The 16776-nt window shown below is 48.2% G+C and carries 20 protein-coding genes; 1 reads left to right on the plus strand and 19 read right to left on the minus strand.

All coding sequences use genetic code 11. The features are described from left to right. Window positions 1–351 precede the first annotated feature (351 nt). From B2M23_RS19365 to B2M23_RS19375, 3 genes are all read right to left on the minus strand, one after another. On the minus strand, window positions 352–1683 hold the full coding sequence (locus B2M23_RS19365; protein ID WP_052237125.1) for an amidase domain-containing protein: 1332 nt from the start codon (window positions 1681–1683) through the stop codon (window positions 352–354). Window positions 1684–1762: 79 nt separating this feature from the next. Further along, window positions 1763–2209, minus strand: coding sequence for a MarR family winged helix-turn-helix transcriptional regulator (locus B2M23_RS19370; RefSeq protein ID WP_052237124.1), 447 nt, complete (start codon window positions 2207–2209; stop codon window positions 1763–1765). Then, on the minus strand, window positions 2199–3533 hold the full coding sequence (locus B2M23_RS19375; protein WP_038351384.1) for an MATE family efflux transporter: 1335 nt from the start codon (window positions 3531–3533) through the stop codon (window positions 2199–2201). Before B2M23_RS19375 ends, B2M23_RS19370 begins: the two co-directional genes overlap by 11 nt. A 152-nt stretch (window positions 3534–3685) precedes the next feature. On the opposite strand from B2M23_RS19375, the gene B2M23_RS19380 reads away from it, so the two are divergent. Next, window positions 3686–4570 (plus strand): radical SAM protein, encoded by an 885-nt coding sequence (locus B2M23_RS19380; RefSeq protein ID WP_038351383.1) that lies wholly within the window; start codon window positions 3686–3688, stop codon window positions 4568–4570. A 156-nt stretch (window positions 4571–4726) separates the two neighbouring features. Here B2M23_RS19380 and B2M23_RS19385 read toward each other — a convergent pair whose 3' ends face one another. From B2M23_RS19385 to B2M23_RS19455, 16 genes are all read right to left on the minus strand, one after another. Further along, on the minus strand, window positions 4727–5275 hold the full coding sequence (locus tag B2M23_RS19385; protein WP_052237123.1) for a YcbK family protein: 549 nt from the start codon (window positions 5273–5275) through the stop codon (window positions 4727–4729). A 196-nt stretch (window positions 5276–5471) separates the two neighbouring features. Beyond that, a complete protein-coding gene (locus B2M23_RS19390; RefSeq protein ID WP_038351382.1) occupies window positions 5472–5708 on the minus strand; it encodes a DUF2922 domain-containing protein in 237 nt (78 codons plus the stop codon). 195 nt (window positions 5709–5903) lie between these two features. Beyond that, window positions 5904–6131 carry a DUF1659 domain-containing protein gene (locus B2M23_RS19395; protein WP_013380854.1) on the minus strand — a complete coding sequence of 76 codons (228 nt, stop codon included), beginning with the start codon at window positions 6129–6131 and terminating at the stop codon, window positions 5904–5906. Window positions 6132–6237: 106 nt separating this feature from the next. Then, window positions 6238–6840 (minus strand): RNA polymerase sigma factor, encoded by a 603-nt coding sequence (locus tag B2M23_RS19400; RefSeq protein WP_167617956.1) that lies wholly within the window; start codon window positions 6838–6840, stop codon window positions 6238–6240. Between the two features lie 13 nt (window positions 6841–6853). Then, complete coding sequence (locus tag B2M23_RS21365) at window positions 6854–7063, minus strand: hypothetical protein (RefSeq protein WP_038351380.1); 210 nt, start codon at window positions 7061–7063, stop codon at window positions 6854–6856. 9 nt (window positions 7064–7072) lie between these two features. After that, complete coding sequence (locus B2M23_RS19405; RefSeq protein WP_038351379.1) at window positions 7073–7636, minus strand: hypothetical protein; 564 nt, start codon at window positions 7634–7636, stop codon at window positions 7073–7075. After that, window positions 7637–8560, minus strand: coding sequence for a phage antirepressor KilAC domain-containing protein (locus tag B2M23_RS19410; protein ID WP_167617958.1), 924 nt, complete (start codon window positions 8558–8560; stop codon window positions 7637–7639). Window positions 8561–8568: 8 nt separating this feature from the next. Next, on the minus strand, window positions 8569–9228 hold the full coding sequence (locus tag B2M23_RS19415) for a hypothetical protein (protein WP_038351378.1): 660 nt from the start codon (window positions 9226–9228) through the stop codon (window positions 8569–8571). A gap of 128 nt (window positions 9229–9356) precedes the next feature. Beyond that, window positions 9357–10199, minus strand: a complete 843-nt coding sequence (locus B2M23_RS19420) for a hypothetical protein (RefSeq protein WP_038351377.1) — start codon at window positions 10197–10199, stop codon at window positions 9357–9359. A 115-nt stretch (window positions 10200–10314) separates the two neighbouring features. Further along, on the minus strand, window positions 10315–11289 hold the full coding sequence (locus B2M23_RS19425; protein WP_038351376.1) for an NAD-dependent epimerase: 975 nt from the start codon (window positions 11287–11289) through the stop codon (window positions 10315–10317). Between the two features lie 39 nt (window positions 11290–11328). Next, a complete protein-coding gene (locus B2M23_RS19430) occupies window positions 11329–12642 on the minus strand; it encodes a UDP-glucose dehydrogenase family protein (RefSeq protein ID WP_038351760.1) in 1314 nt (437 codons plus the stop codon). 44 nt (window positions 12643–12686) lie between these two features. Continuing rightward, window positions 12687–13193, minus strand: a complete 507-nt coding sequence (locus B2M23_RS19435; RefSeq protein ID WP_038351375.1) for an acyltransferase — start codon at window positions 13191–13193, stop codon at window positions 12687–12689. Then, window positions 13186–14163 (minus strand): hypothetical protein, encoded by a 978-nt coding sequence (locus B2M23_RS19440; protein ID WP_052237121.1) that lies wholly within the window; start codon window positions 14161–14163, stop codon window positions 13186–13188. Before B2M23_RS19440 ends, B2M23_RS19435 begins: the two co-directional genes overlap by 8 nt. A 35-nt stretch (window positions 14164–14198) precedes the next feature. Then, window positions 14199–15191: a GNAT family N-acetyltransferase gene (locus tag B2M23_RS19445; RefSeq protein ID WP_038351374.1), complete on the minus strand. Its 993-nt coding sequence runs from the start codon at window positions 15189–15191 to the stop codon at window positions 14199–14201. 33 nt (window positions 15192–15224) lie between these two features. Beyond that, window positions 15225–16319, minus strand: coding sequence for a DegT/DnrJ/EryC1/StrS family aminotransferase (locus B2M23_RS19450; RefSeq protein ID WP_038351758.1), 1095 nt, complete (start codon window positions 16317–16319; stop codon window positions 15225–15227). After that, window positions 16303–16773, minus strand: coding sequence for a sugar 3,4-ketoisomerase (locus tag B2M23_RS19455; RefSeq protein ID WP_038351373.1), 471 nt, complete (start codon window positions 16771–16773; stop codon window positions 16303–16305). The genes B2M23_RS19450 and B2M23_RS19455 overlap by 17 nt, the downstream gene beginning before the upstream one ends. Window positions 16774–16776 lie beyond the last annotated feature (3 nt).

Here is a 16776-nt window from a genome sequence, read left to right on the forward strand (position 1 = left end):
TCCTTCCTCAAAGATAGTTTACATTATAGACGACTTTTGTGACAGTTTCGTGACAATTATGTGACGCAATAAAAAAAAGATGATGAATGGTTTCATCATCTCATCAAAGTATTTGGGAGATGAAGCCTTTTACCTAAGGAAGAAAAAAGCGTTCTGCGGCCACTGGCCTCCAAACCTGTCTCTTCTTCAATAATGTAAATGCTTTATCTCTCCAGTGTCCGGCTGTTCCGCCAATACAATTCGATTCCCCGCCGTTTACCGCAGCGCCTGGACCTTTTTTCTTATCTGGATAAAAGGCGCAGTCTCGGACTGCGCCACGAGACGACCGCCCGAAACGGACGGTCGTGTTTTTTAATCGTTCCAGCCCAGCACGTGTATGAGCCTGAAATCATAGTAGGCATACGCGCTGGCCGGATAGCTGATTCTGTCGGTTGTGTTGGAATTGATCAGATAGTCCTGAACCACGCCGTCCTCGCCGTAGATCACATCGGTGATGATCACCGAGTGCCGCCACTCGCCGGTGGCGCCGTATTGCAGGACATCTCCGGGCTCGCCGGCGTACAGGTTTGGATGAACATCTGCCGCCAGGCCGAAGCCACTGTTGTTTTCGGCGTAGTTATAGAACTCCTCGACCCCTGCCCATGCCGGCGACCGGCCGCTTGGCTGGTTCCAGGTATCTACCTCATCGTCAAACCATTTCCACTGGGCATAGCCGTCCCAATCCATGGGGATGCCGCCCGCGTACAGGCACTGCGAGATAAAATTATTGCAGTTGCCGCCGTAGCCGTCATAGAGAAACCAGTCCGGGTTGCGCTTTACGGCGAGTGGATCGACCCACTCCATGGCGTAGTCCACTGCCGCGTCCCGGTCATAGGGGTGGCTGTGGGGCTTATCGGCTGCCGTGCTGTCTGCTGCAGTAAGGCGCTGGGCGTTCTGGTAATCGACCGCGGCCCTGGCGTTTTCAAGCAGCGAACCCCGGATCCGGTCCAGAACCTCCTGGACATTTTCGGGATCTCCGCCCCCGGTTTCCTGTTCATAGCATTCCTCGATGAGCAGGTAGCCGTCCTCCTCCTTTTCATGCGCCACAATGCAGTAGGCATCGCCGCTTTTCCGGAGGGTGAACTGATGCCGGATGCCGCTGCTGCTGGCATCGACCTCTGGGATAAAGGCAAAATTGACGACCTGGTCCTCCAACACCTCGACCTGCACGTCGCCGCCGGGCTGCGGGGCTGCGTTTACATAGGTGACGCCGATGCTGCAGGCATTCATTTTAAGGTCGTTTGGCTGCATGCTTCTCACCCCGATCAGGTAGGAAAGGGCGGTCTGGTCGATGGCGGCGGCTTTGGCCGCCGGTGGCTCTGCGGTGTCATAAAGGGCCGTGAGGTCCTGTTCCTCCAGGGCGGCCACACTGTCAAAATACAGGGTCATATAGTTTAGAATACAGTCCTCTGCCGCCGCGTCAAGGCCAAAGGACTGGATGTCGTTTCGGGCCGTTACGGTGATCTCCCGGGCTTGTGTCAATTCCTCCAGCTCTCTGAAGCTTCTGGACCAGTTCTCATAGGCCAGGGCTCCGCCGGATACATAATCATAGGCGGCCAGCCCCTCCAGGAAAACAATGGCCAGAATCAGAATGGTCAGAACCAGCTTGCTGCATGGCTGCACGGTTTGCTTTTTATCACTCATTCTGTTCTCCATTTGAAGGTATTCGCTTCATTATATCATTTTTGAAGCTGTCTGTGTGATAAAAATTCACTCTGTTCCTTTAAGAATCTGTCCCGAGGGCTTCCTCCAGGCGCGCCAGCATGATCTGGCTGGTGCGGGTAAAGGCCTCCCGCTCCTCCTGTGTCATGGTGCCCAGGGCCTTCTCCTCAAAGGCGTCCAGCCTTTTTAACAGCTGTCCCGCATAGTCTGCGCCTGTCTTGGTAAAGGCAATGCGCTTGTTGCGTTTATCTGAGGGATCGGCCTTTTTTTCGACGATCCCTTTCCGGGTCAACGCCTCCAGGATGGTGTTCACTGTCTGCTTTGGCAGCATCAGCTTCTCACAGATCAGCCGCTGGTTACAGCCCTCCGGATACGCGTTCACGGTGTAGATCACAAACAGGGTATTGACCGTTATGCCTTGCCGCTTGGCCCATTTTTCGTACAGGGCGTTGCAACTGAACCAGAAATCATAGTAGGCTCTGAGCGTGTCCTGAATACTATCCTGCATATTCTGCCTCCTTGCTTCTGAGTGTGCTTTTGTGCAGTCCCCACAGAACCACGAGCACTGCCATGATCAGGGCCTGGGCGCCCGGCAGCGCCATCCACACCCCCTTGAGGCCAAAGAGCCTGGGCAGGATAAAAATGCACAGCGGCGTAAACAGTATCGGGTCCAGATAGACCAGCAGGGTGGAGTACAGGGTCTCGCCACAGGCATAAAAATAGGAGGTAAACAGCTTGCCCAGCCCCATCATCGGGAAGGCCAGTCCCAGAATGGGCAGCGCCGACCGGATGATCGCCGCCGTCTCGGCCGAGGTGCCAAAAAAGCCGGGCAGCAGGCTGACAGCCGGCACACAGGCGATCAAAAACAGCGCCGAAAAGACGAGCACGGTCATCAGCCCTCTGTTTTTCAGCCGCTTCATGGCTGCGTAGTCCCCCGCGCCGCTCGCATAGCTGATCAGGGGCTGCATGCCCTCACCCACCCCCTCCAGCAGCAGCAGGACTGAGCCGATAAAATAATTGATGACCGCGTAGGCAGATACTGCCAGATCGCCGCCGTAGGCCAGGCACTGCAGATTGTTGTAGACCGTGATCACTGACGGCATCAGCGACAGGCCAAAGGGGGACACGCCAATCTTCAGCATCTTGGCCATCATACGCTTTTGAAGCCGGAAATGGCCCCTGCGGACAGGGTGCTCCCGATCCCGGAAAAGGCAGATCATGCTCCCGGCCACTGTCAGCGACTGGGCGATAATGGTGGCCAGGGCCGCGCCGGCCAGCCCCATGGGGATCACCATGGTAAAGCAGGCGTCCAGAATAATATTACAGACAAGACCTGTGCCCATGATCACCATGGCCTGGATGGTCTTGTGGCTGTTCCGGATCATGGGGATCAGGCCTGAGGCCAGTACCTGCATGCTGCCGCCAATGGAAATGATCCGGATATAGGCCATGGCCGCCTCGTACACCTCGCCCCTTGCCCCCAAGGCGTATACGAGCACTGGGTTCATAAAGACCAGGAACAGGGTGAGCAGCGCGCTGGCTGCCACCAGCAGCATCAGGGTATTGGCCCGGGCCGCGTTGGCGTTTTCATCACACCCCGCGCCCCGCGCTGTGGACATGAGCACAGAGCCGCCGACACCGATGCCCATGCCCAGGGCGATGAGCACCGCTGTAATAGGCCATACAAGGCCAATGCCCGCCAAGCCCACATCACCGACGGCATGCCCCACAAAAAAGCCGTCTACAATGGTATAAAGCCCATTTAAAAACATGGTAAACATGGAGGGCAGGACAAACTTAAAAAACTTTTTATCAATCGCTTGCACTTTCATTTTTCACCTCTTAAAATTAGTCCGATTTCGGACTAATAAATTTTAACACAGCCTTAAAAAAAATGCAACCCAAAGTTTCGTCTGGCCTTTTTTGAAAAAGCGTGTTATAATTATTCAAACAAAATAATTAGCACGCAAAGGAGTTGACAGCCATGCGCTATGAAGGACGCGTATTCCGGCCGCCCAGCGAGGCCTACAGCCTGATTATCCAGGCTACCGTGGGGTGCAGCCATAACAAATGCCGTTTCTGCGATATGTATAAAGAAAAAAGCTTCCATGTCCGCCCTCTCGAGGACGTCATTGAGGACCTGAAGGGGGCCCGGGAGGCCTATGGCCCTGTGAGCAAGATTTTTCTGGCCGACGGGGACGCCCTAGTCCGCCGTTTTTCAGATCTGGAGGCCATTCTGGTCGCCATCCAGGAAATCTTTCCGGAGTGTGGCCGGGTCACCAGCTACGGCTCACCCAGAAGTATCCTGATTAAGACACCGGAGCAGCTCAGAACGCTCAGAACCCTGGGGCTTAAGATGATTTACATGGGCCTGGAATCGGGCAGCGACGCTATTCTCTCCCATGTGAACAAGGGCGAGACTGCCGGCGAGATTATAAAGGCCGGCCGGATGGTGCGTGAAGCGGGGATGAAGCTGTCGGTCACGGCCATCTCTGGCCTTGGCGGCAAAGCCCGCTGGCAGGAGCACGCAGTCAAAACGGCAGAAGCGCTGAACGCCATGAACCCCGAATACATCGGCCTGCTCACTTTCCGGCTGGAAGGCCAGGCACCCATGATCCCCGAGGTCGAGCGCGGTGATTTCCAGATGCTCACCCCCATCGAGGTTGCCCGGGAGACCCTGCTGATGATGGAGCACCTGGACAGCCCCGGCTCGGTATTCCGTTCCAATCATATCTCAAACTATATCAACCTGGCCGGTACCCTGAACCAGGACAAGCCTCGGATGCTCGCAGAGCTTCACGAGGCCCTTGGAGGACGCGTGGCCTTTAAGAGTGAGGAAATGCGCAACTGGGACCTTAAATTTCATTAATACAAAAAAGACTGTTCATTTTTTGAACAGTCTTTTTTAAATGCCCTGATTTTATTTTATAATAAACGACATTTGTGTCATTTATACACACTTTTCAGAAAAGCCTTGTGTTTAAGGTGATTTTTAAAATACATCGCTTTCCGTTTCGCTAAATTCTTAAATCTCAACATGAATATAACCGTGAGCATAATAAGGCAGGACGTTTAAACCCACATCCTTTGCCGCCCCGGCCATCTCCCCTACCGCCACACCGGGGCAGTAAAGATCTGCGGCGCAGCCCCGCATGTGAAAGGACCACGCCACCCCGCCCACCTCTGCGTTTCGCGCCTCACAGCGCACACCGGAGGTAATGATCACGGGCTGTCCGAAAACACCGCGAAGGGTCTCGATCTTATCGAGGAGCGCGGGGTTCATGGCACAGGGCCAGCCGCTGCAGTAGCCATCGCAGTCACAGCGGTACTCCTCCATGGCGAAATGGGCAGTGGCCATGAGTACTGGCGTTCCAGCCTCTGGCACTTTCTCCGCGGGCGGCGGCGCGTCCGGCTCAGCGGGCAGCTCCTGCTCTGGCTCACCCACTGCCTGCTCCGCTGTCGGCACAGGCTCCTCCTCCGCCCTAAGGCTCAGACCTATGAGAAAGACACAGGAAACGAGGAGGAGGACTGAGAGGATTAATCTTTGACTGATGGTTTTATAAATGTTTTTCATGGTTTCTCCCTTCTTAATCAGGTGGAAGGTGAAAGGTGGAAAGTGGAAGTTTCTGGTACAAATGTGCTTTTCACATTTGTCTAAAGCGGCCTGCGACCGAGTTCATCATCATTTTGGCGAACGCCAAAAAGTTCTTTAACCTTCCACCTTCCACTTTCAACCTTCCACATAAAAAAGGGGCCTTTCGCCCCCTTTTTTAAGCTGTTTCCTCAATGACCACCTCGGTTTTGGTGGTGTCGACCTTCACCGCGCTTACCACCTTGGCCAGCGCAAACCCGTCGGGTTCAAAGGCGCCCTGGTCCACAATGGCCTGGGCCCCTGTCTTGATCTCGGCATCGGTGATCCCATCCCTGTAATCCGGGATTGTGATTTTATGCGGGTTTCCGTCTGTCCGCTGGAACGTAATGGTTAAATCTTTGCTGGTTGTTGGCATTTTTGTAGTCTCCTTCTTATTTTTAATTAATGATCACAGATTTTTTAGAAACACTGATTCTGTTTTGGTAAGTTTCTAAAAAATCTGTGTTTGCTTCGCTGCCGTTCGTGCATTCGCCTGACGGCACATTCCTTATTCACTGCCAAATTTTTTCAAAATTTGGACTCCGCTTCATTCTTCATTCATGAAAGCGGCCTAAGCCACTTCAATTAACTCCTCGGCCGTCACCTTCACCTGTTTCTCCCGGATGGGCTCCTGCATGCCGGCGATGGCCTTGGCGGTGGCCACAAAGGCGTCGTCGGTCACGCTCTCCTTGATGTCGCCGTAGGTTTTTGAGGATTTGACGATCTTCCCCTCTCTTTCGCCGTGGTTGACGGTGATCTTCATCCCGATGGACTCGGTGTTTTTCTGAATGGTTGCCATTTTTCTTACCTCCTGTATTTGCGTTTTGGCATCGCTGCCTTACACTAATACAATCCGGTTTTGGCTCGAATTTTAACCCCCTCTTTTAAAAATTTTTTAACACCGGTCATAAATGCCGTTTCAGGGCTGCCAGAGCCCGTTTATGAGTCTGGGTGATGGCGGCTGGGCTCACCCCCTTCTGGGCTGCCAGCGCTGAGAGGGTTCCTTTTTCCAGATACTGAAAACGCAACACCTCCCGCTGCCCAGGTGAAAGCTTCCTGTAGGCGCGCAGGAGTGCCTTTCGCTGCTCTGCCGCCACGCAGGCTCCCTCGACATCGGCCTTTTCATCCAGGATCAGCTCGATCAGGGCCACGGCGCCATCGGCGCCCTCCACCGGCCTATCCAGGGACAGCGTCCCGGCAAGCGATGTGCTGAAGCGCCCCTCCCGCCTTTTTAAAAAATAGTGGACCAGCCGCCCCTGCATAAAGGTCTGGAAGTAGACCCTGGCGTCCAGGGCAAAATCCCTTACCCCCTCGATAAACACCGCGCAGGCCTCCTGGTACGCGTCCTCGAGCTCCTCCCGGTTGTAGACATAGCGGCCGACCACTGACCAGAGCATGGGTTTAAAAGCCATCAGCAGCGCTTCCATGGCTGCCTTGTCACCCCGCTGACCGCGTTTAACCAAAGCGTCCAAAGCGGTGTAATCCACTGTCTTTTTATTTTTCTGCAAACAAAGCCCCCTCTCAAAATAAAACATCTTCCTCCCGGAGCTCACGCAGCTCCAGAACAATTTCCGGAAAGCGGTCCTCCACCTGGGCCGCAAATTCCTGAAACTGGTTCTCCGCATCCTCCGGGTCTCGGGCCCAGAGCGTCAGCCCTGCCCGGCAGTCTGCGCGGGCGTAATAGGGGCGGTGCGTTTTTACCACCGGCCTGCCCCTGCCATATCGGTTCATCCTTTCACCTCATTCCTCGTAAAGTTTAAAAATATCGGTTCCAAATACGCTGTTCACATTGCGCTTCATGGCTTCCATGGCTGCCTCCGGACTGGGGGCCACGCCGCCGTCAGGAATACTACTGTATAGAGACGCATGCTTATTGTTTAAAGCATTGTTTATAAACAGTCCGCCTGTGTGTCCGTTCTGGGTACCGGTTTGTGTCCACACCTGTGTCGGCTGCTTTTGTTTCTCGAGCTGTGCCCACCCTTTTGCAAGGCCCTTGTCAAAGGGGACCATGCGGTACCAGCCTGCCCGGTTGCCGGTGTCCTTTTCATAGGTCACCCGTCCAGCCTCAATGAGCTTGCTTCTCTGTCGCATGACCTTGCGCCGGTCGTCAAGGCCAAGGTTTGCCATGACGACGGAGTTGGGCGCTTTGAAGGCTACAGGCCAGTGCCAGACGCCGGACACATCGGGTAGGGCGCTCTTGTTGTTAAAATACATGAGCAGATGCCAGTAGGCCTGAAGCAGCGCGGGCATGGGATGGGCCGAAAGCCAGTGGTAAAAGGCCAGAAGCTCGGTCAGGTAATTCAATCACACCTGCCCGGTCTGGGCCGGCGCCTGGTACCTGCAGGGATGGACAGCCACCTCTCCCAGACGGGCCTTTTCGTGGAAAAGCCTTAAAAGCTCGGCCTGGCCGGTTCCGGTCACCAGTACCATGGTCTCGAGCACGGAAACGCCGCCCAGGATGCGGCGCTTCTCCTTTACCTTAAACCAGCCTCTGTCCATGCACCAGGCATAGGGTGTGTTAAAGCTGCTGGGCTGGGAGCAGAGGTAGCCCCAGCGGCGCAGCAGACGGTACAGGTTGTTCCGGCCAAGGGGACAGTCATTATCCTCGTTTAAAAAGCCCGCATTGGCCAGCATCTTGGCCGTGTCGCCCATGGAGCTGGCATTCTCAGCGCCACCGATGGTGTCGTAAAATTCGATTTTGGGCTGGGCCTCGGTCAGCTCGTCCAGCAGGGCGCGGCTGTGGGCTTTCTCCTTTCTCAGCGCCTCAAACAGCGCGTCTCTGGCCGCGTCGTCGGTCTCGGCCTGCGCCAGCACTTCGGGCTCCATATAGGCCCCGTATCGCCGGATGGAGGGCAGCACCACCCGCTTCACAAAATCGCCCAGACGTCTGGCATCCTCCATTTTGCTGCCGAAGATGAGCCCGTAAAGGCCCGGCTCATTGATGACCCACATTTTCTGGCTGCGTCCGGCGCCATCGACGACCGTCCGTTTCGTACGGTCGCCGGGAGCCACGTGGCGCATGATGGCGTGGGAGGCGTTGCGGTACTCCAGAATATCCGCCGCGTCCTTGCCCACAAAGCCCACATCCCGCCGGGTGACAGGGTTTCCGAAGGCATCGTGGATGGCCTCGCCCAGCTTGTCATAAACCGGCCATTCAATCACCAGTGTGCGCAGATTGGTAACGCCGTCAAATTTAAAGACGCGCTTGAGTAAATAATCTTTTTTCATCACAGGGCCTACCATTCATAATCCAGTTTCACATCGACGCCGACCCGCAGGGCCTGATTTCCCTCGAGCAGCCTTTCGATATTGACGCCGACGAACATCAGCTCCTCACTGAGCTTCCAGCGCAGCCGCGGGTCCACGGCTGTCTCCAGCAGCAGGGCGCGCTCCAGACCCAGATAGTCCAGAAAAAAAACATCGCGGCAGCCCTCGACGCAGGTGTCATCGGGTACCTGGAGCCGCACAGGCTTCAGCAGCTTAAAATAGCGTTTCAGGAAGCCGAAGAACTTAATCCCCATCAGCGCCGCCAGCCCTTCACAGCTGAAAAGCGCCTGGTTCTTACCTTTCAGGATACACTCAAGCTCACCGATCTCTTTGTGGCGCCAGATAAAAAGCCGTTCCTTCACGTTGTCTTCATCCACATCGCTGTAGTGCAGCGCCCAGGGAAAGCAGCCCGTATCGCCCCGGTAGTTCATGCACAGGCCCTCATGGTTCTCGAGGGTGGCGGTGAACAGACAGCCCCCGTCCTCACCCATGTCTCTGTAAAAGCATTTCGGGCACATGCACTGCTCCCGGCTTACCTTTTGCACCATTTTCTGATTTTGGCCGCAGGAAACCAGAGCCTCCCATGTCGATTTTTTGGAAAAACCCTTTTGTACCGATTGTTCTTTCATCAAATCAGTACCTCCTCATTGATTATTAACGCCGCGGTTGTTAACGCTGACGTTGGGATTATTATATTCCCGTTTTAACCCTGAAACCATCTACTTCGCGTTGGATTTGATTTTATTGGGATCAAATTTTACCAGCAAGGGTCTCCGTTTTCATCCGAGCATAACCGGCGCAGCCGGCTGTACCAGTTTTTGACCGGCTCTGCCTCGTCTGGGCGCTGCACCAGCTCCCTTACCCAGACCACCATACGCTCGAGCCTTATTAACAAACGGTCCTTCCGGCTGGGCTTCTCACCTCTGCGCAGCCAAAGACGGATATCCAATGGGATCACCCGCTCCGATAAAGGCCCGGACAGCCTGGCCTCGGCGTGGCCGGACATTTTCCTGAAATCCCGTTTGACGGCCACTGCCCGCTCCTCGCTGAAATAGACCTCCACCTCCCGGTACCGCTTCTCAAAGCCCTCGCAGATCAGGGCTTCATAGACCTCCGACTCATACTGACACCCCTTGACCATCTCCTCCGGCAGAATCCGGTGGCAGTACTGGGCGTTAAAGGCCTCGTCCAGGGCCCGCCGCTCCTGACAGTCCGGACACAGCAGCACCGGCACCAGAAAGATACGGATGTGATCCATGAGGTCGATGAGCACACGGATGGCAAACCCGTTTTTATTCAGCCGCTGCCCGCATTTTTCGAGCTCATCAGTCTCTCCAAACGCATGAGGACGTTTCCAATCCAGCCCAGACTTTTTTGTTCCCAGCACATCCGATGCCCAGTCAATGGTGTTCTCACAAAAAAATTCCTCCAGGAGCCTGGTCTTGCAGACCTCCGGCGAGTATCCAAACCGTTCCTTAATCTCTGCGAGCAGCGCCTTTAAAACCCTGCTCCTCGTTTTCTCAAAAGCTGTGCCAAAATCCTCATTCTCCTCAATCAAAACCTCCAGCTCAAACGTACCAGGCTCTGCGCACTTCGACATAAAATCCTCCTTGCCGCTGATTTAAAGTAATAAAAAAACCGGTACGCGAAGCTTTTACGCTTCGCGTACCGGTTGATTGGGATGTGTCCCGGAAACCATGTTAAGTTGTGGGGGGCTATTTATAATAAGACTGATACCAATCTACAAAATGTGTCAACCCTTCTTGTATTGATGTAGAGGGCTTAAACCCCACATCTTTCATCAGGTCTGTAACATCCGCATAGGTCTGATAAACATCACCAGGCTGCATCGGACAGAATTCTTTTTTAGCTTCTTTGCCAATACAAACTTCCAAAGTCTGTACAAAATCCATAAGCTTCTCCGGTTGATTGTTTCCAATATTGTAAACTTTGTATCTAGCATTATTTTCGTCCGGTGTAGGAATATGAGGCATCAGCTTGATAATCCCTTCGACAATGTCGTCAATATAGGTAAAATCCCGATACATATCCCCGTGATTAAAAATCTTAATGGGTTGTCCCTCAATAATGGCCTTTGTAAAAGAAAAATAAGCCATATCCGGTCTGCCATAAGGACCATAAACCGTAAAGAAACGCAGTCCCGTGGCTGGAATATCATAAAGCTTGCTGTAAGAATAGGCCAACAGCTCATTGCTTTTCTTTGTAGCTGCGTACAGGCTTACTGGATGGTCCACTTTATCCTCTGTTGAGAATGGTATTTTTTTATTGGCGCCATAAACAGAGCTGGAGGACGCGTAAATCAGATGCTTTACGGGATAATGGCGGCAGCATTCCAAAACATTGAAAAAACCTATGATGTTTGACTGAATGTAAGTCTCCGGATTTTCAATGCTATAACGTACACCTGCTTGGGCGGCTAAATTGATGACCATATCGAAAGACTGACCTTTAAACTGGATCTCCAGCATCTCCTTATCCGCCAGATCGCCCTCGATAAAAGTAAAATTTTCATAGGATAATAGTTGCGCCAGCCTGTCCTGCTTTAAACGAACATCATAGTAATCATTCAGATTGTCATAGCCAACAATGCTGTAATTCTGGTTTAACAAGGTCTTAGATAAGTGAAACCCGATAAATCCGGCTGCGCCGGTGATTAATATCTTTTGCATTTTTCTATCCTGTCTTATTATTTTATATTATAAATCATCTTATCTTCCAACTGAGTAGTACTCAACCTTCGCGTTTTTCATCGCATTAAGATCATAAATATTGCGTCCATCGTAGACCAGAGGCGTTTTCATAAATGCCCGATAATCCTCCGGCCAGATTGCTTTGATCTGCTCCCATTCCGTGAAAATAAAGCAGACATTTGCATTCTCCAGCGCCTCCTGTGGCGCATCGACATAGACGATACTACCTTGCTCGTGATTCCCAACCGGATAACGTTTTTTAAAGTTTTCCGTGCCAATAGGATCATAGGCATAGATATTTGCACCCTGTTCAAGTAATAACGGAATATTTTCCAGTGAGGGCGCTTCCCTGAGATCATCCGTCCCTGGTTTAAAGGTAAGCCCAAGCACCGCTACCTTTAAACCATTGAAGGTGATGAGCCGTTCACAGGCTTTGCGAAACAATAGCGTCTTCTGACGCCGATTCACATCTACAGCAGCTTCGACCGTTTTGAGCTCATAGCCATTCTGACGGGCCAGATATTTTAATGCTTTGGTATCCTTTGGAAAACATGAGCCGCCATAGCCGATACCGGCATTTAAAAACCGATCCCCAATGCGGCGGTCATAGGACATACCTCTGGCCACATCTTCAATGTTGGCCCCTACCAGCTCACACAGGTTAGCGATATCATTCATATAAGAAATTTTAAGCGCCAGAAAATCATTGCTGGCATATTTGATCATCTCCGCACTGCGGCGGTTCACAGAAACGATGGGCAGCTTAAAGGGCTCATAGATTTCTTTGAGCAGCATCTCCGCTTCCGGGCTTTCTGTCCCGATAATGACACGAGCCGCGTGCAGCGTATCGCGTACCGCTGTTCCCTGCGCCAGAAATTCGGGATTGCTGGCAACCTCTACCTTAACGTCATTGACCAGAGAATCCTTGATGAACTGCTCTACCTTATCATTGGTTCCGATCGGCACTGTGGACTTGACCACCACCAGGCAGTCGTGAACCACGCTCTCTGCAATCTGCCGCGCCACCGTGGCCACATAAGAGAGATCCGCAGACCCGTCCGGCTTTTCCGGTGTGCCGACCCCAATGAAAATGGCATCCGCGTTCCGGTAGGCTGCCTCATAATCCGTGGTGTAATCCAATCGGCCCGCCTCGTAATTGCGAACCATCAACTCTTCCAAGTCTTGCTCATAAATCGGGCTCTTACCCGCTTTCATCATTTTAACTTTTTCTTCATCGACATCAACACAAAGTACCTGATGTCCTACTTCGGCAAAGCATACGCCGGCGACGAGACCGACGTAGCCGGTGCCGGCTACGGTGATGTTTTTCATACTTTCCTTTATTAATCTTTCCGACATTATATGAACCTAATTTACTATTTATTATTTCTAATCTTTTTAGCTGGTACTCCTGCATAGATACTATAAGGTTCAATATCCTTTATTACAACACTTCCAGCCCCTATTACAGAACACTTCCCAACTTTTATACCTGGAAGTATTGTTACATCTGCTCCGATCCAGACATCATTTTCAATGATAATCATTTCATCCTTAATGAGTTTCTCTCGGATATAATCTATTTTTAAAATTTCTTTTCCATTGTTTGGAGCCGAATTCGCAATAAATGTAACGTTTGGAGCAATTGATACATTATCTCCTATTTTGACACTAATATCTTTTTCGGAAGGAACAACTTTCAAACCTAAATTGGCATATGTTCCCTTTCCCATTAATACACCCATTTTTTTTAAATATTTTTTTCTTATTCGCGCATCTGGATAATATAACGCTACAGCTTTAATAACTCTTGAAGGCATTTTATCAATTTTTTTATTTAGAACTTGATAAATAAAATTGTCTAATTTAGCAATGCTATTCATATTTACATTCCTTTTTACATTCCTTTAAAATAAATTCAGAAATTATGTTCATATCTTCTTGACCATACCTTTGATCAATTGGCAATGGAAATAAATAACTAGATAAATAACTTTCAAAAGTATTTTTTTCAAGTTGCTTAATCAGGTATTGCCACCATTGTGGAACATATACGTTGTTTTCAATCAACTTTTTTCTTAAATTTTTGTTTTTTACTAGCAATGGATAGACCATTGGTGTTTGGGTAGTTATGCTTATTCTATTGCTTAATTGATTAAATTTTCTAAGCTTTTCATGTAAACTTTGAAAATTATTATTTCTAATTGTTTTTATACCTTTGTAATCGACAGAAGCAAGAATCTTTTGTGTGAATTTCGACATCTTTTTTACTTCATCAAAGATATGATTTTCAGCATTAAGATATTCTTGATAACTTTTGTTTGTCCCTAAATCAATACTTTTTATTAGTTGTATTGAAGTTTTATAAGAAGTCGCTTGTTCCAATTTTGGGATTTTCAAATCTTTTTTTATGAGATAAGCTCCATCACTCACACCAAAAAACTTTCGACATGAGTATATATTATAAGACTGTTGATTTGGTTTGGAATAAAACGCCTGAGTGTTATCAATAATAACATTTTTATATTGTTCGACAAGTTTATTAACTTTTTCATTATTGAATATCCCAAAATAATTTACCCATAAGATATATTCATTTTTCTTTAACTGTATGTCTATCGGTTCAAACTCTTCATTTAGATAATAAAACTCAAATCTGACTCCAGATCTTTTCACTGCTTCAATAACACTTTGACAATTATAATACGGAATATAGACTTTAGAAGGATTTGCATCCCTCAAAGCATAATAAATTGCACTACGTCCACAATTAAGCGGCAATACATCTTCTCCATGGTAATATTCCTTTTTACTCGTTAATTCTAAAGGCAAATATCCCCCATATTCTTTCATCTTTTTCTCCATCACTTTACAATTAATTTTTGCATTTACGCTAGCGATTTATAAAAAGTGCGATTTAAACTATACTTGCTACCATAGGCTTCTTTACTTTTGATTAATCCTTCATTAAGGATTTTACCTTTATCTTCGGTTGAAATTCCCCACGATAATTTGCATATATTCTTCTCTTTCATCTCTTTAATGATTCCATAATATAAAAATGTACTGGGACTAAGCGTCGCATATTCTTCCTTTGCTGCCAAGTATTGTGTATGAGCTACATTTGTTTGTTCAAAATAAAAAACCATTCCGCCTGCAATCATTTCATTCTCTTTAAAGACACCGTAAAATTGACAGATATCTTTTAAACTGCTATTTTTAAATTCTAATAATTCTTCTATTGAATGGACGGGATTTGTTTTATATTTGTGTAAATTCTGACATAATATTTCATAAAAATTTCTAATTTTGTCATCATCATTTAATCTTTGAAAAGATAAACCTTCTTTAATTCCATTATTAACATTGGTTCTCTTGCCTTGCGTAAAATTACTTGTAATCTTTTCTTTATATGAATAATAATCAATATATGTACTTAATTCTGCATATTCGTTATAATTTCTGTTCTCCAAACAGTACTCCAAAAGTTCAGGACTTTCTTTTGAAAATAAGGAAGGGGTAATTTTCAACGTAATTTCTTCGTAATTTTTGTCCCCCAAGTATTGATCGATTAGATCAATCATTTCCAATACTTTATTTGAAATATAATACTTTCTTCTTATAATGATACCGCCAAAAGTTGATCCTTTATGAGAATAAAACACTTTATAACCATTTTCTTTTATGTTACACGCTGGACAAACGGCCGCTATCGTTCCCTTTTTATCCTTAATGATAAGCGAATTATCTTCAAAACGATTTTTAGGATGGTAGTTCAAAAAACGTCTTGTTTGCAAAAAAGTTCCATTTACAGAATCGTTAAGAACAAAATCATCCCATTCTTTTTCTTCAAAATCTTTGTATTTTTCTACGATAAACACTTTTATCCCTCATTTTCTACTTTTTTTACTTCTTTAAAAAGAATTGACTCTTTGAATAATATAATTAACCATGTCATTTTTTATCCCATAATATAAGGGCAAGCTCAATTCTTCTCTGGCAATCTTCTCTGCAATGGGAAAATCACCCTGTTCATGGCCTAAATCTTTATAAGCATCCTGTAAATGCATCGCAACAGGATAATGAATGACGGTGCCAATGCCTCTTTCTTTCAGATAATTTTGGAGTACATCACGTTTCTTTGTACGAACTGGGAAAATATGCCAGACGTGTGTATTTTTTTCATTTACTTCTGGCAAAATAATTTGATCGTTTTTGATTTCATTCAAATACCGTTCGCAAATCTGCTGTCTTGCTTTTGTCCAGCGATCAAGTTCTCTCAACTTGATGCGTAAAAATCCTGCTTGTAATTCATCTAAACGCGAATTAATGCCCTTGTAAATATGATGGTACTTCCGAGCCGAGCCATAATTGCCGATGGCTCTTGCTTTCTCTGCAATTTGAGGATTGTTTGTCGTAATACATCCGCCATCTCCGAGACAGCCTAGATTTTTACCCGGATAAAAACTGAAGGAAGCCGCATCTCCCAGTGACCCTGCTTTTTTTCCTCTATAAGTTGCGCCATGGCATTGAGCGGCATCTTCAATGACTTTCAACTGGTATTTTCCTGCGATTTCAAGAATAGGGTCCATATCCGCGCACTGTCCATAAAGATGCACGGCAATAATGGCTTTGGTCCTTTCTGTAATGGCTTTTTCGATTTCAGCTGGATTAATATTATAAGTTTTGATGTCTGGTTCAACAAAAACAGGTGTTGCCCCAGTATAGGATACGGCTAATGCCGTTGCAATAAATGTATTGGAGGGAACAATTACTTCATCCCCATCGCCAATATCAAAAGCCCTCAGTAACAGATACAAACCTTCCAAACCATTTCCGCATCCGACACAGTATTCTGCCTCACAGTATTCTGCAAATTCTTTTTCAAATTGACGGCACTCTTCCCCGTCAATGAACCAGCTTTTATCATATACGCGCTCGAAGCATGCCTGCATGTCCGCTTTGATCTCATTGTGCATGGGGGTGAAGGTACTAAAGGGTATGTTCATCATCGTTTTCTTCCTTTTGTTTTTCTTTGTTAAAAAAATCCTGCGCTTCCTCACAGTATGTCCGATAATCTCGAATATAGTCTTCCTCATCATAATACTCGGAAGCAATAACCATCAGAACACTTCCTGGTGAGAAATTGTACATTTCCCGCCAGATCATTGGCCCGATATAAAGTCCTTTTGCGGGATCATCTAAAGTAATAAACTCCTTTTCATAGGGAGTGCTCACACTGATTTGCACACTGCCATTAAGACAAAGCAGCACCTGCTGGAGCACTTTGTGCGAGTGAAATCCTCGGATAGTATTTTCGGGAACTCTCGTTAAATAATAGATACGTTTGATGTCAAAAGGCACGTCTTTAAGACCTTCGATAGGTGTTAAATGGCCCATGGGGCGCTCGACATTTTTTGTATCAACGATATCGTTGAATTCAATCATTCTTATATTGATCATTGG

The organism is Eubacterium limosum (assembly GCF_000807675.2).
GTDB classification, from domain to species: Bacteria; Bacillota; Clostridia; order Eubacteriales; family Eubacteriaceae; genus Eubacterium; species Eubacterium limosum.

Excerpts from the sequence above, each read along its gene's own strand:
- B2M23_RS19365 (WP_052237125.1), bottom strand. The coding sequence starts at position 1,683 with ATGAGTGATAAAAAGCAAACCGTGCAGCCATGCAGCAAGCTGGTTCTG.
- B2M23_RS19370 (WP_052237124.1), bottom strand. The coding sequence starts at position 2,209 with ATGCAGGATAGTATTCAGGACACGCTCAGAGCCTACTATGATTTCTGG.
- B2M23_RS19375 (WP_038351384.1), bottom strand. The coding sequence starts at position 3,533 with ATGAAAGTGCAAGCGATTGATAAAAAGTTTTTTAAGTTTGTCCTGCCC.
- B2M23_RS19380 (WP_038351383.1), top strand. The coding sequence starts at position 3,686 with ATGCGCTATGAAGGACGCGTATTCCGGCCGCCCAGCGAGGCCTACAGC.
- B2M23_RS19385 (WP_052237123.1), bottom strand. The coding sequence starts at position 5,275 with ATGAAAAACATTTATAAAACCATCAGTCAAAGATTAATCCTCTCAGTC.
- B2M23_RS19390 (WP_038351382.1), bottom strand. The coding sequence starts at position 5,708 with ATGCCAACAACCAGCAAAGATTTAACCATTACGTTCCAGCGGACAGAC.
- B2M23_RS19395 (WP_013380854.1), bottom strand. The coding sequence starts at position 6,131 with ATGGCAACCATTCAGAAAAACACCGAGTCCATCGGGATGAAGATCACC.
- B2M23_RS21365 (WP_038351380.1), bottom strand. The coding sequence starts at position 7,063 with ATGAACCGATATGGCAGGGGCAGGCCGGTGGTAAAAACGCACCGCCCC.
- B2M23_RS19410 (WP_167617958.1), bottom strand. The coding sequence starts at position 8,560 with ATGAAAAAAGATTATTTACTCAAGCGCGTCTTTAAATTTGACGGCGTT.
- B2M23_RS19415 (WP_038351378.1), bottom strand. The coding sequence starts at position 9,228 with ATGAAAGAACAATCGGTACAAAAGGGTTTTTCCAAAAAATCGACATGG.
- B2M23_RS19420 (WP_038351377.1), bottom strand. The coding sequence starts at position 10,199 with ATGTCGAAGTGCGCAGAGCCTGGTACGTTTGAGCTGGAGGTTTTGATT.
- B2M23_RS19425 (WP_038351376.1), bottom strand. The coding sequence starts at position 11,289 with ATGCAAAAGATATTAATCACCGGCGCAGCCGGATTTATCGGGTTTCAC.
- B2M23_RS19430 (WP_038351760.1), bottom strand. The coding sequence starts at position 12,642 with ATGAAAAACATCACCGTAGCCGGCACCGGCTACGTCGGTCTCGTCGCC.
- B2M23_RS19435 (WP_038351375.1), bottom strand. The coding sequence starts at position 13,193 with ATGAATAGCATTGCTAAATTAGACAATTTTATTTATCAAGTTCTAAAT.
- B2M23_RS19440 (WP_052237121.1), bottom strand. The coding sequence starts at position 14,163 with ATGAAAGAATATGGGGGATATTTGCCTTTAGAATTAACGAGTAAAAAG.
- B2M23_RS19450 (WP_038351758.1), bottom strand. The coding sequence starts at position 16,319 with ATGAACATACCCTTTAGTACCTTCACCCCCATGCACAATGAGATCAAA.
- B2M23_RS19455 (WP_038351373.1), bottom strand. The coding sequence starts at position 16,773 with ATGATCAATATAAGAATGATTGAATTCAACGATATCGTTGATACAAAA.